Annotated in this window: 11 protein-coding genes; 6 read left to right on the plus strand and 5 right to left on the minus strand. The window is 47.3% G+C overall.

What is annotated here, in order from left to right:
- Positions 1–25: 25 nt before the first annotated feature.
- Genes nrdF through nrdI form a run of 3 tightly spaced genes read right to left on the minus strand, consistent with a single transcriptional unit; the run spans position 26 to position 3,456 of the window.
- On the minus strand, positions 26–985 hold the full coding sequence (gene nrdF, locus NSS79_RS17550; RefSeq protein WP_342435475.1) for a class 1b ribonucleoside-diphosphate reductase subunit beta: 960 nt from the start codon (positions 983–985) through the stop codon (positions 26–28).
- A 40-nt stretch (positions 986–1,025) separates the two neighbouring features.
- Positions 1,026–3,110 (minus strand): class 1b ribonucleoside-diphosphate reductase subunit alpha, encoded by a 2,085-nt coding sequence (gene nrdE, locus NSS79_RS17555; protein ID WP_342435476.1) that lies wholly within the window; start codon positions 3,108–3,110, stop codon positions 1,026–1,028.
- Positions 3,097–3,456, minus strand: coding sequence for a class Ib ribonucleoside-diphosphate reductase assembly flavoprotein NrdI (gene nrdI / locus NSS79_RS17560; RefSeq protein WP_038592234.1), 360 nt, complete (start codon positions 3,454–3,456; stop codon positions 3,097–3,099). The genes nrdE and nrdI overlap by 14 nt, the downstream gene beginning before the upstream one ends.
- A gap of 437 nt (positions 3,457–3,893) precedes the next feature.
- Here nrdI and NSS79_RS17565 point away from each other — a divergent pair, with 437 nt between their 5' ends.
- On the plus strand, positions 3,894–5,066 hold the full coding sequence (locus NSS79_RS17565; protein WP_342435477.1) for an MFS transporter: 1,173 nt from the start codon (positions 3,894–3,896) through the stop codon (positions 5,064–5,066).
- A gap of 132 nt (positions 5,067–5,198) precedes the next feature.
- On the opposite strand, the gene NSS79_RS17570 is transcribed toward NSS79_RS17565, so the two are convergent.
- On the minus strand, positions 5,199–6,086 hold the full coding sequence (locus NSS79_RS17570; RefSeq protein ID WP_038592247.1) for a LysR family transcriptional regulator: 888 nt from the start codon (positions 6,084–6,086) through the stop codon (positions 5,199–5,201).
- Positions 6,087–6,185: 99 nt separating this feature from the next.
- Here NSS79_RS17570 and zwf point away from each other — a divergent pair, with 99 nt between their 5' ends.
- From zwf to NSS79_RS17595, 5 genes are all read left to right on the plus strand, one after another.
- Positions 6,186–7,697: a glucose-6-phosphate dehydrogenase gene (gene zwf, locus NSS79_RS17575; RefSeq protein ID WP_342435478.1), complete on the plus strand. Its 1,512-nt coding sequence runs from the start codon at positions 6,186–6,188 to the stop codon at positions 7,695–7,697.
- 39 nt (positions 7,698–7,736) lie between these two features.
- Positions 7,737–8,405 (plus strand): fructose-6-phosphate aldolase, encoded by a 669-nt coding sequence (gene fsa / locus NSS79_RS17580; RefSeq protein WP_342435479.1) that lies wholly within the window; start codon positions 7,737–7,739, stop codon positions 8,403–8,405.
- A gap of 201 nt (positions 8,406–8,606) precedes the next feature.
- Positions 8,607–10,025, plus strand: a complete 1,419-nt coding sequence (gene gndA / locus NSS79_RS17585; RefSeq protein ID WP_342435480.1) for an NADP-dependent phosphogluconate dehydrogenase — start codon at positions 8,607–8,609, stop codon at positions 10,023–10,025.
- A 192-nt stretch (positions 10,026–10,217) separates the two neighbouring features.
- A complete protein-coding gene (locus NSS79_RS17590; protein WP_342435481.1) occupies positions 10,218–11,813 on the plus strand; it encodes a peptide ABC transporter substrate-binding protein in 1,596 nt (531 codons plus the stop codon).
- A 244-nt stretch (positions 11,814–12,057) separates the two neighbouring features.
- The gene (locus NSS79_RS17595; protein WP_342435482.1) at positions 12,058–12,576 is read left to right on the plus strand and encodes a GNAT family N-acetyltransferase; all 519 of its coding nucleotides are present in this window, start codon (positions 12,058–12,060) and stop codon (positions 12,574–12,576) included.
- Positions 12,577–12,614: 38 nt separating this feature from the next.
- Here NSS79_RS17595 and NSS79_RS17600 read toward each other — a convergent pair whose 3' ends face one another.
- On the minus strand, positions 12,615–13,790 hold the full coding sequence (locus tag NSS79_RS17600) for a serine hydrolase domain-containing protein (RefSeq protein WP_342435483.1): 1,176 nt from the start codon (positions 13,788–13,790) through the stop codon (positions 12,615–12,617).
- Positions 13,791–13,878 lie beyond the last annotated feature (88 nt).

Below are 13,878 nucleotides of genomic sequence, written 5' to 3' on the forward strand. Positions count from 1 at the left end.
GCGGGATTTTTAGTTACATATAAGGTTAGAATTGAAAGTCTTCATCCTTCAGCGGTTCCACGTTAAGCGCCCGGATATATCCGTTGCCTTTCTTCGAGAAGAAGTCATGCTGCTTCGTGTGGGTACTGATGCCGTTCTGGACAATCGGATTGATCTCTTCCTCGTCGAACAGAGGGTCATGGCCCAGATTCATCATCGCTTTGTTAGCGTTGTATCTGAGGAAGGTCTTGACCTCGTCCACCAGTCCGATGGGGGCATAGATCTGCTCCGTATAACGTTCTTCATTCTCATGCAGCAGGCGGAGCAATCCCACCAGCGTCTGGTGCAGGTCTCGCTGATCGTCTTCCGCAAGTCCGTCAAAGATCTCCTGCGCGAGCACCCCGACATATACCCCGTGAATGCTCTCATCCCGCAAAATAAGGTCGATGATCTCACCACTGCAGGTCATTTTACCCTGGCCGGCCAGATACAACGGGTAGAAGAAGCCGCTGTAGAACAAGTAGCTCTCCAGCAGCACGGAGGCCGCCATAGCGAGGTACAGGTCTTTAGGCAAGTCAATATTTTTGTAATATTGTGATATGGTCTCCGCCTTGAACTGCAGGTACGGGTTCTCTTCCACCCAGCGGAATACACTGTCTATCTCCTCTGTGGAGGCTAATGTGGTGAAGATGCTGCTGTACGACTTGGCATGAATCTGTTCCATCATGCCCATGAAGCCCAGCACGGCCTTTCGCTGAAGGCCTTCAACATGCTCCATAATCTGGGGCATACCGACTCCGCCTTGAATCGTATCCAGCAGTGTCAGGCCGCCCAGTACCTTCATATAAGAGTCCTTTTCCTGCTCAGTGAGCGTGAGCCAGGACATTTTATCATCGGACAATGGAATTTCATCATCCGTCCAGAATTGCATAATGTTCTGATTCCAGAACATCAATGAGAAATCGTCGTCGGGACGGTTCCAGTTTACGGCTTGAATAGCGCTCATAATCGTGCAATCTCCTTTTTTTGCGGCAATAGCCTTCCATTTAAATCGAGCAGGTGAGGCATTCCTCGACGGACAGTTTTTTGGTCCGGGTGTAATACAGCGACTTCAGTCCTTTATGCGCCGCATACAGGTAAGAGCGGGCCAGTTCCCTGGTGGATACATCGCTGTTGACATGCAGTACGGTCGAGATGCCCTGGTCGATATGAGGCTGAATTTCCGCGATCAGGTCAATGACCTTGAACTGATCCATCTGGTAAGCCGATTTATAGAAGAACACATTGTCCGGCCGCAAGTACGGCATCGGATAGTATGTGGTTGAATTGGCATAAGTCCGGGTCTCAATCTGCTCCACAATCGGCATAACGCTCGAAGTGGCATTCTGGATATAGGAAATACTGGCTGTTGGCGCAATCGCCAGGCGGTAAGCATGGTACAGACCGTTGGCCATTACTGCATCCCGCAACTGTTCCCAGTCTGCAGGTGACGGGATATACATATCCCCGAACAGCTCCTGCACTCTTGGTGTAGCCGGACGGTAATCCGTTGTCAGGTAACGCTCAAAATAAACGCCGGTGGCGTAGTCTGATGCCTCGAAGCCATGGAAAGAGCGGCCGGTTGCAGCAGCGATCTCCATGCTCTTCTCCAGGGAGTGGAAGTTCATTGTCATGAAGAAGGTCCGGGCAAAGTCGCGGGCTTGCTCGCTTTCATAAGCGATGTTGTTCTTCGCGAGATAGCCGTGAAGATTCATGACGCCTAGACCAACAGAGTGCATCTCTTTGTTCGCTTTAGCTACGCCAGGGGCATTGGAGATACTGGTCATGTCGCTGACAGCAGTCAGGGCGATCATACCTTCATGCACGGATTCGCGGATCTTGCCGTGTTCCATCACGTTGACAATATTCAGGGAAGCCAGATTACAGCTTACATCGCGGCGGATGGTATCCTCCTGTCCGTAGTCGGCAATCTCGGTGGTCTCCTGGAGCTGGAAGATTTCGGTACAGAGATTGGACATTTTGATCTGTCCGACATTTTTCAGGGCATGGGCCGCATTGGCGTTGCTCTTGTTCATGATATAAGGATAGCCGGATTCCAGCTGGATCATGGCTATTTTGGTCAGCATATCCCGTGCACTCATGGCTTTCTTCTTCTTGACACGCGGATCGGCCAGCAGCTTATCGTACATGTCATCCAGATCCATATCGTCGAGATGCGTGCCATAGGCTTTGTACACAGTGTATGGGGCAAATACATGTAGCGGTTCATTGTCCTTCGCCAGCTTATAGAAGCGGTTCGGAATGATCAGCCCAATGGACAGAGTTTTGAGCCTTGTTTTCTCGTCGGCGTTAATCTTCTTGCTGTCGAGGAATTCCAGGACATCCCAGCCAAAAATGTTGTAGTAGGCTGCTCCGGAGCCTTTGCGTTGACCCATCTGATCAGCATAGGAGAAGCCGTCCTCCATGAGCTTGAGCACAGGCATGATGCCCTTGGCTGCATCCTCGACACCCTTGATCGTCTCCCCGCGCGAGCGCAGCTTGGACAGGTTGACTGCCACACCGCCGCCGATCTTGGACAGCTGCATGCAGGTATTGAGCACGTAGTTGATCGAATTGAGCGAGTCGTCCATTTCGATTAGGAAGCAGGAGACGAGCTCACCGCGCCGGCTCTTGCCGGCATTCAGGAAGGTTGGAGTTGCCGGCTGCAGACGCTGCTCCATCATCGAACGGGCAAGCACTCCGGCTGTATTGGCGTTGCCGCGTCCCAGGTGGAGGGCGACTGCCGCCACACGGTCCGGGTAGTGCTCCAGATATTGCTTGCGGTCATTGCTTTTTACAGCATAGTCCATGTAGAATTTCGAAGCTGCCATATAGGATGGGAAGCGGAAGTTGTAGCTATGGGCAATCTGGTAGACTTGCTCAATTTCCTCTACGCTGTACTGCCCGTAAAAGTTCTCGTAGAAATCCTGTTCAATCATGTAATCGACCTTAGCTTTTGTATTTGCAAAAACCAGGCTCCGCCGCTCTACATCCCGCATAAATTCGGCTACTGCCTCAAGGTCTTTGTCCAGTTGAAAGAAGCCGCTCTCGTCCCGCTTCATTAACATGTTGTTCAGTTCAATATGCCGCAACCCGGCTCACCTCCTGTTTAATTCGTTCCACATCGCCAAAAGTACCCGATAACTCAAATTTACCGATAACTGGCACATTGTACTGGTCTGCAATCAAGTCTGCACTGTTTGCGAACAGCTTGCCCCAGTTCTTGTTGCCGCTGGCAGCGATGCCTTTCAGATTGGCATAATTGTTCCCCAAGAAAGCAGACACCTTCTCTGGTATCTGTCCAAAGCCGGTGGTATATGTAATTAGCACATAGGGCTCGTCAATCGTCATATGCTCCTCAATCTGCACAGCCGGCAGCTTCAGCTTGCCGATGAAGCGTTTGACGTTTCCTGTTTTTGAATCATACGCGACTAGCATGGTGTCAGTCCCCCTGTAAATATTGAAGCTCCTCGTAAAATTGTAAAGATTGAATTGCTTAGTTTTAAATACTGAAAAATCATATTAACACTATATTTAGTGTGCGTTGTTTATTTTAATCACTATATGTTGGAAAGTCAATATTGACAAACCGCCTTTTTCGTTATGAATCCGTCTAGTAAGCGCTTTGCTAGAGTATCGGAATCTCATAACTTCAGGCGGTGCAAGCACTTTTCCACTTCTGAAGAAGCTGATAAATTGGTAAGGGGGCTACCCATTCCCTTATTATCTGTCTTTATACGGTTCATTGACTGAATATTGCTATAATTAGTCAAAATATAGCAAGATCCGATGAAAGAATATCAATATTATTATATTTGTGTTTCGATTCGAAGTTGGATCAGATGACAAATACCCAAATAGAGGAGAACCCTAAAATGGTTACGTTATTACTAATGATTATTTATCTCGCATTTATGGGGCTGGGATTGCCAGATGCTTTACTAGGCAGCGCTTGGCCCATTATGCAACACGATATTGGTGCCACAACGGAAATGGCAGGTTATTTATCGTTAATAGTCTCATTCTGTACGGTAATATCGAGTTTATTTGCCAGCAGATTGTTGCACAGGTACGGTACGGGGAAGGTAACCTTGTTCAGTATACTCTCTACAACAATTGCTTTGCTTGGATTCTCTATTTCATCAGATTTCATATTTCTAATTCTACTTGCTATTCCTTTGGGCTTAGGAGCAGGTTCCGTGGACGCCGCAATGAGCAACTATGTAGCACTGCATTTCAAAGCCAAGCATATGAACTGGTTGCATTGTTTTTGGGGAATTGGAGCATTTACGGGTCCAATTATAATGTCGTTTTGGCTGAACCGTGATAACAACTGGCGTGCAGGATACGTTACAGTAGGCTTACTTCTGCTTACTATAGCAGTAATATTACTGGCGTCTTTGTCTTTATGGAAGATTTTTGAGAAGGAGAGTATAGAAGAAGGAAGCGACGAAAAGAAACTGATCAGCAATAGAGAGGCTTTACGAATCCCAGGGGTGAAAATATCCATGGTTACCATGCTCTGTTACAATGGATCGGAAGCTGCTGCAGGTCTATGGATGGCATCTTTTTTTATAGGGAATAAAGGGGTTTCTCCTGGCACAGCAGCAGCTTTATCTTCCTTATTCTATATTGGAATCATCATTGGGCGAATCATATCAGGATTTCTGTCGACCAGCGTATCCAGTAAAAACCTGATAAGATATGGTGGGATCGTGGGCTGTTTTGGACTTTTGATTCTTGTTATGCCAGTCCATTATTGGATTTCTGCAGGTGCCCTATTTATTGTGGGGTTGGGCGGAGCACCAATCTATCCAAGCATTGTTCATTCAACACCGGAACGTTTTGGCAAAATAGCTTCCCCAAGTGTCATTGGACTTGCAATGGCAAGCGCTTATACGGGTTCAACACTAATACCATCATTGATGGGGATATTTGCAAGTCAATTGGGAATGATTATGGTTCCTGTAATTCTGCTCATTCTTTTTAGCATCATGCTGGTATCTTCTGAAATGGTTAACATAGTTTACAAACGTAAGGTTCGATAGGATAAGAGCATTTGGAATTGCTTGATGAGATAGTTTTAATAAGCTTCGAATAGAAAGCCGCCTAAATGGCGGCTTTTTACGTCCTCTCCCAAATGGGGAAATCTTAAATTTAATCATACCTCAATTTATATTTTAGTCTCCCTTAGTAATCTCAATGAACTTGCTGGCCGCGGTCGTCAGCGGCATGTTGCGCATAGTCATCATGCCCACCCGGGCAGGGGGAAGCTGAACATCCAGTTGAATCTCGAAGAGAGAACCTTCCTCCAGCTCCTTGGACACGAATTCCCGGGTCACGAACGAGATGCCGAGTCCTTTGCGGGCAAACTCGATCAGCAGGCCAACGCTGCCAACCTCGAATTCAGGCTTCAGCTCATATCCGTAGCCTTGGAACAAGTCCGTAATCGCCATACGTGCGCGGCTGCTGCGGGAGAAGAGGATAATGGGGTACTGTAGCAGCTCCTCAATAGAGAGCACCTTCTGGTTCAGCTCGGCATAGTGGCTGCCCGCGATGAAGCAGTCCTGCAGCTGAAGTCCCTGCCGTACCTCAAGCTGGGGATCGGTGATCGGCATGCGAACTACGCCCAGATCGACGAGGCCTTCTTTTAAATATGAAATGACCTCTGGTGTCGTTCCGTGGATCAGATGAAGCCGGATGCCAGGGTAGCGCTGGTGAAAGATTTCGATAAAAGGCAGCAGATAATGCTTGAACAGTGAATCACTGCCGCCAATCCGCAGTTCGCCGTTGTCAAGGTTTTTGAGCTCGGCCATTTTCTTCTCGGCTTGGGTGATAAGGATATGGGATTGTTCAATATAAGAGTACAAAGTGGCCCCCTCAGGTGTCAGCACGACGCCCTTGGAATTCCGGGTGAAGAGGGTAAGGCCGAAGCTGTCCTCCAGTTGCTTAATCGCATGACTGACGCTTGGCTGGGTAATGTACAGGGATTTGGCGGCTTGGGTCAGACTTCCGGTCTTGGCTGCCCAGTAAAAAACTTTGTATAGCTCGAAATTGTTCATAGACATGGTCTATAGCTCCTGTGAAATATATTAATTACTTGTATGGATCGTATTTGTATTATAGTGTAACCAGGAAAGATAAACCAGAGCAAAAGGAGAATGGAGATGGAGGCAACCACATTTGTTTTATTTGGAGCGACAGGGGATTTAGCCCGAAGAAAAATCTACCCCGCGCTGTATAATCTGTTTCTCGACCACAAGTTGCACCATTCATTCTCTGTGATTGGTCTTGGCAGAAGAGAACTTGCTGATGAATCCTTTCAGGCTATGGTGGAGCGGTCTATCCGGGATTTCTCCCGGCGGGAAGTGAATGACTCTGCGTCCGTGCGCCGATTCCTGAAGGCCTTCCGATATAATGTGCTGGATGTAGGGCATACAGAGGATTATCTTAAGCTGTTGCAGCGGGTTGAGAAGCAGGAAGAGAGCATGGGCAGTTCCCCGAACCGGATGTTCTATTTATCTGTCGGTCCTGAGTTTTTTGAGCCGATTGCCTTGAACATTAAGGAAAGTGGCCTGGGTGCTGCCAAAGGCTGGAAACGTCTGGTGATTGAGAAGCCCTTCGGACATGATCTGCAGTCTGCGCAGGCGCTGAATCTGAAGCTAAGCGAAGCGTTTAGTGAGGATGAAATTTTCCGGATCGACCATTACCTGGGCAAGCCAATGGTGCAGGAGCTTGATGTATTCCAGCAGACGAATCCGGTGCTTCATGCACTCTGGAACAACCGCTACATTGCCAACGTGCAGATTACTGCGGGGGAAACGGTGGGCGTGGAAGAAAGAGCGGGTTATTACGATCATGTGGGTGCACTGAGAGACATGTTCCAGAATCATATGCTGCAGCTGCTGATGATGCTTGCGATCCGTTTGCCGAAAGACAGCTCCGCAGATGAGGTGCGCTACAAGAAAAAAGAGGTTATGGAAGCCCTGGAACCGTTGGAAGAAGCGGATATCCAGTTTCAAGTAATCCGTGGGCAGTACACTGCAGGCACCATCAAGGGCAAGCCTGTTCCAGGCTATCTCTCTGAACCGGGAATTCCGGCAGGTTCGATGAACGATACATTTATTGCGGCCAGACTTACGATCGATGATCCATTCTGGAAAGGTGTGCCGTTCTATATCCGAACCGGGAAGAGAATGAAAGAGAAATCGACACGGATTGTGATTGAGTTCAAAGAGCCGCTCAAACAGAACTCGTCAGCCGCCGAGGATGATATCCCCAATCTTCTGGTGTTCGAGATCAGCCCGAACGAGGGGATTACGCTACAGCTCAAGGCAAGAGATCCCCAGCACAAGGGGAAGTTCAAGGCCATGCATATTGACTTCCATACCAGGTCTATTGAGATCCCGGAAGCTTATGAGAACCTGATTTATGATGCCTTACACGGAGATCCGTCATTTTTTGCGCACTGGAATGAGGTGGAGCTGTCCTGGAAATGGGTGCAGCCGATCCTGAATGCTTTTGACAAGAATACGGTTCCTCTTCATCCCTACGCTGCGGGTACGTTCGGACCTGTAGAATCGAATCAACTGCTGGCGAAGGATGGAAATCACTGGTGGCTCGACTCTGCCATTGAAGAAGTAAGCGAGCTATCTTTGCCTGAGGCTTCAAATTTTTAATACTAATATTAGCTCAACTAAAAATGGAGGTTTACGAATATGAAATTTTTTATCGATACTGCAAATGTGGAAGACATCAAAAAAGCATACCAAATCGGTGTACTGTCCGGAGTCACAACGAATCCATCTCTGGTAGCCAAAGAAGGCGTGAAATTTGAAGACCGCATTGCAGAAATTCTGCGCACTGTGCCTGAGGTAGAATCCGTATCCGCCGAGGTGACACCGGACGCCATCACTGCTGAAGAAATGATCGAACAGGCAAACGAGCTGATCAAGATCAATAACTATGACAAAAACATTACGATCAAGCTCCCGATGACGCTCGCAGGTCTGGAAGCCTGCCGGTATCTGACTAAAAAAGGCGTGAAAACAAACGTGACGCTGATCTTCACCGTGAACCAAGCGCTGCTCGCTGCCCGTGCAGGAGCTACTTATGTATCGCCATTCCTGGGCCGTCTGGATGATATTTCGGAGGATGGAGTGCAATTGATCGTAAAAGTCGCTGAGCTATTCCGCATTCATAACCTGGATGCGCAGATTATCGCCGCTTCGGTCCGCCATCCGGACCATGTGACCCGCGTTGCCATGGCCGGTGCGCATATTGCCACCATTCCGTTCAGCGTGATCGAGCAGATTTCCAAACATCCGCTGACCGATCAGGGGCTGGAGAAGTTCGCTGCCGACTGGAAGAAAGCGCCGCAGGTCTAATACTGTTAATAAAAACCAAGATTTCTCAAGAGGCTGAAGTGACGGAGGAGAAGTTTGGAACTGTAGGAGCGATAGCGACCGCCTTTGTCTGCGGAAATCTGCAGACAACAGCGCCGGAAGTCCAAACATTCTCCGCAGTCACGACTAAGCCCCTTGATCTCATTTTTGGTCCAGCACATATCATAGGGAGGTTTATTGACGATGGGTAAACAGCAGATTGGTGTGGTCGGCTTAGCCGTCATGGGTAAGAATCTGGCCTTGAATATGGAGAGCAAAGGGTTCTCGGTGGCCCTGTACAACCGTTCCCGGGAGAAAACCGATGAGCTGCTTGCAGAAGCGACGGGCAAAAATTTCGCAGTCGCCTACAGCATTGAAGAGTTCGTCCAGTCTCTGGAGTTGCCGCGCAAAATCATGATTATGGTCAAGGCCGGCAAGCCGACCGATGATACGATTCAGCAGCTGGTGCCGCATCTGTCGCCAGGGGATATCCTGATTGACGGCGGGAACGCCTTTTTCCCGGATACGCAAAGACGTAACAAAGAGCTTCAGGCTCAAGGCTTCCGCTTCATCGGTGCAGGAGTATCGGGCGGTGAAGAAGGGGCGCTAAAGGGACCCGCCATTATGCCGGGCGGACAAAAGGATGCTTATGAGCTGGTGGAGCCAATCCTGACCGCCATTTCGGCCAAAGTGGACGGCGATCCGTGCTCCACTTACATCGGAGAAGATGGAGCCGGGCATTATGTCAAAATGGTCCATAACGGCATCGAATACGGCGATATGCAGCTTATTGGCGAAGCGTATCAGTTGTTGAAGGATGTACTGGGACTGGATACCGATGAGCTGCATCAGATTTTCTCGGAATGGAACCGCGGCGAGCTAAGCAGCTATCTCATTGAGATTACAGCCGACATCTTTGCCAAAGCAGACCCGGACACAGGCAAGCCGATGGTCGATGTGATCCTGGATTCCGCCGGACAAAAGGGGACAGGCAAATGGACGAGTCAAAATGCGCTCGATCTGGGCGTACCGTTGTCCATCATTACTGAATCCGTCTTTGCACGCTTCATCTCGGCCATGAAGGAAGAGCGTGTGGCTGCAAGCAAGCGCCTGAAGGGACCTGAGATCAAGAGCTATGACGGAGACGCCAAGGCATTTATCGAGGCGGTCCGCAAAGCGCTCTATGCCAGCAAAATCGCCTCGTACGCCCAAGGCTTTGCCCAGATGAGAGTGGCTTCGGATGAATATAACTGGAACCTGAACTACGGCAGCATTGCGATGATTTTCCGCGGAGGCTGCATTATCCGCGCAGGCTTCCTGCAAAATATCAAGGACGCCTATGACCGCGACCCTGAGCTCAAAAACCTCTTCCTGGATGAGTATTTCAGCAGTGTGGTTCATAACTACCAGGAGGCGTGGAGAGATGTAGTTGCGATTGCCGTCAAAAGAGGAATTCCGGTTCCGGCCTTCGCTTCCGGACTGGCCTACTATGACAGCTACCGTTCCGAACGTCTCCCGGCCAACCTGCTGCAGGCACAAAGAGACTACTTTGGAGCACATACCTTTGAACGGGTGGATCAGCCGGGAAGCTTCCATTTTCAATGGGTGAACAACAACGAATAATAAGTTATTATTAGATATATATTTCTTTGCAGAAGTCCGGGTGAATAAGCCCGGGCTTTTTTAGCATCTGAGGGATTGCGGAGTAAAAAGCTGCTCAACCTTCATTGAGTTCTTCATTTAGTAGCTCGATTTCAATGATTATGATATTCTATAACCGATGTAAATAATTGGGCAATAAGAGGAGGGGCATGGTTGAAAAGATTATTAGGTGTATTATTGATTTTCAGCTTACTTATAGGGTTAAATACGGCTTCGTGGACTGCCGCATCACCAGCAGGAACAATGCAGGTCCTGCGAATCGGTCTCGAGAAATTACCGGCATCACTCGATCCCGCCATATCCTCAGACGTCATTTCATCGACAATCGTCAATGGACTGTTCGAAGGATTGGTTCGGCTGAATAAAACAGGTCAGGCTGTACCGGGCATCGCTAAAGCATGGACAATCTCATCTGACGGCAAAACCTATACGTTCACACTACGGTCCGACGCGAAGTGGAGCAATAAGGAGAGGATTACCGCCGCGGATTTTGAATACGCATGGAAAAGGGCGTTAGCGCCTGAAACCGGCAGCATCTCTGCATTCAATATGTATACAATTTCCAATGCAAAGGATTACAATCAAGGCAGGCTAAAGGATTCTTCAAAAGTGGGAGTGAAAGCACTGAACAGCAATACCCTACAGGTGACACTGAACGAAAAAACAGCCTATTTCATTCAGTCGCTGGCAGAGAATGTTTATATGCCGGTAAATGCGGGGAATGTGAAGGCGAACAAAAAATGGGCTTACTCTGCAAATACTATAATCACTAACGGTCCCTTCACACTACAGTCCTGGGAAAAAAATAAAATGACTCTGGTTAGCAACCCGAAATATCATACAGCTGCTGATATTCATTTCTCAGAAGTCCAATTTCTTCGGCCAAAGCCGGGAACAGCTAACACTACTGCTGCTTACATAAATAATGAAGCAGACTGGGTTGTTGCGGAAGTCGATAAGCTGGATAATTCTACTCTTGCTAAGACATCTTCTATCCGTACCGTAGAGATGCCTCTTGGTTCAACTTATTATTATCAGTTCAATCTGCAGCAAGCTCCCTTTAACAACGTAAATATAAGAAAAGCCTTAGCTATGGCAATCGACCGGGAAGCTCTCCGGTATGGAGCACCTGCATTCGGATTTATACCTCCGGCTATCCGTAGCACTGATCTCAATTTTCGTACCGCAGTGGCAGATACGTCTTATTTTAAAGAAAATGTGAAGCTGGCCAAGGAATTGCTGCAGAAAGGCTTGAACGAAGAAGGGCTTAACGAGTTTCCAAGCTTTTCGGTCATCGTTAACGAAGGACCCGGGCATTATACTATCGCAGAATCCATCATTAACGACTGGTACAACAATCTGGGTATCAAAGCAAGTCTCGAGGTCCAGTCCTGGGAAGAGCTGATCAGCAACAAGGTCAGCCGGAATTTTTCCGTGGTAAGAGCTGGCTGGGGAGCAGACTATAATGATCCTGCGGCTATGATGGAGATACTGTCTTCCACAAATGAGAACAACGATTCAGGCTGGAGTGATCCGTTGTATGACAGCTATGTAACTCAAGCAAAACATACCTTTGATCCAAAAGAACGCATCAATCTTTATGCCAAAGCCGAAAAGCTGCTTATCGACCAGATGGCGATCATTCCGCTGTATTATTATGTTGCAGATGTTCTGCAAAAACCCAATATTCATAATGTATACCTAGACTATGATGGAAACATTGCCTTCACGAGGGGATATATAAAATAAAGTAAACAGCCAGCAAATCCACCACTTTTAATGAGTCGGTGATTGCTGGCTGTATTTATGAAGAACTATCCTCCTCATTATGCACCAATCTGCGTCCGCAAGTGAAACCGCCCCTAAGCTAAGTCTATAGCCCAGTTGAAAGTTCCTCTGATAATATGTTGTAAATGCAACAATAATATTATAAACTATTAATCATAACGACAACAAGAGAATATATTAATCTTATATAAAGGAGCTTCCTAGAATGACAGTAATAATAAAGAAGTGCAGCCGTGAAGATTTACAAATACTACAGCAAATTAGCGTTGAAACATTCAATGATACGTTTAAACAGCAAAATTCACCTGGAAATATGAAAACCTATTTAGAAAAAGCATTTACCTTTAAACAGTTGGAAAAGGAATTGGGCAATGTTTTTTCAGAATTCTTTTTCATCTTTTTTAATGAAGAACTTGCCGGATATTTAAAAGTAAACATCAATGATTCCCAATCTGAAAAAGCAGGTGATGATTCACTAGAAATTGAAAGAATCTATATAAGAAACAATTTTCAAAGAAAAGGGCTTGGAAAGTATCTAATAGACAAAGCAATGGAAGTAGCGGTGATCCAAAATAAAAAGAAGATCTGGCTTGGAGTTTGGGAAAAGAATGAGAAGGCCATTGATTTTTATAAGAAAATCGGTTTTGTTCAAACGGGAGCTCATTCTTTTTATATGGGTGATGAAGAACAAACTGATTTTATAATGACCAAAACATTCGCCTGAAAGTTATTCCTAACTATGCGATTCCCTTCATTTTGCCCTTACAAGGTGCTGAACACGATATTACGCAGCTTGCGCGTAATTGTCATCGTTCCGGCATCTTTTTTTTGAATCATAAATAGTATAGTCAGACTTTCTTGAGGACTGTTGCTGAAATACGCCCCCAGCCAGCCGTCCCAGCCGTATTCACCTTGGCTGCCGATAAATCCGGCTTTTCCGCTGTCGGTCATGATGCGCATCTGATTGCCGTAGCTATGTCCGCGCAATGTATGCCACGAATCGAAGCCTTTTTGCTGCCAATCGGTTAACGCTGCAGACGTTAAATATTTAACCGTTCTGGGCTTCAATAGTTGAACACCTTTTAAGCTGCCTTGATTCATTAGCATTGTTGTAAATTTGGCGGAATCGTCAATCGTAGACACAAGTCCCGCTCCGCCCGACTCAAATGCCGGATCAAGGTCCATCTGATGACCAATGCCCAGGTGACTTTCCGCATATAGCTTCAAACCGCCTTCACCATCATCCTGATAGGTTTTCACAAGGCGTTCTCTTTTTCCTTCAGGCAGCCAGAAACCGGTATCTTTCATTTCCAGCGGCTCGAAGATTTCCTTTTTCAAAAATTGCCCATACCGCATGCCGCTAACCGCTTCCACAATCGCGCCAAGGACGTCTGCCGATGTTCCGTATTGCCAGTACGTTCCCGGCTCGAACGAAAGGGGGCCTTTACCTAGGCAATTTGCAAATTCCATTGTGCTCATCGCGTTTTCACTGAACAAACGGCTGCCCAGTTCTTGAAACAAAGCCTCTGTTTGCTGTCCGGCTTTGTCCGTTCCGCCATATACCAATCCCGATGTCATGTTCAGCAAATCGTGAATGTTGACTTCCCGGCTGACAGGCACCAGTTCGCCGTTTTTCTCGACCTGTTGGTTTTGGAAGCCCGGAATATAGCGGCTAACAGGATCGAATAAATCGATATCCCCACGCTCGAGCAGCATCATGACGGAAGTGGCGGTAATCGGCTTCGTCATCGAATATAAACGAAAAATCGAATCCCTTGTAATAGGACGTCCCGACTCGAGATCGGCCAAGCCGTCTTCATGGTAAAAAACTTCGTTGCCGTCCTTGATCAGCATGAAGTTTGCTCCTGCGATTTCCTTGTTGCCGATACTTGCTTTCAGTGTTTTTTTCAATTGGTTGGTTAAGTTTGACTCCAGCATGTCACTAATGTCTCCTTCTCGAATAACTTCACTTTAACTAAAGCGGATGTTAACCATTCGTTATAGAAAATATTAAGCGCTTTCGGAC

Source organism: Paenibacillus sp. FSL L8-0436, from assembly GCF_038593025.1.
Lineage (GTDB): Bacteria > Bacillota > Bacilli > Paenibacillales > Paenibacillaceae > Paenibacillus_AQ.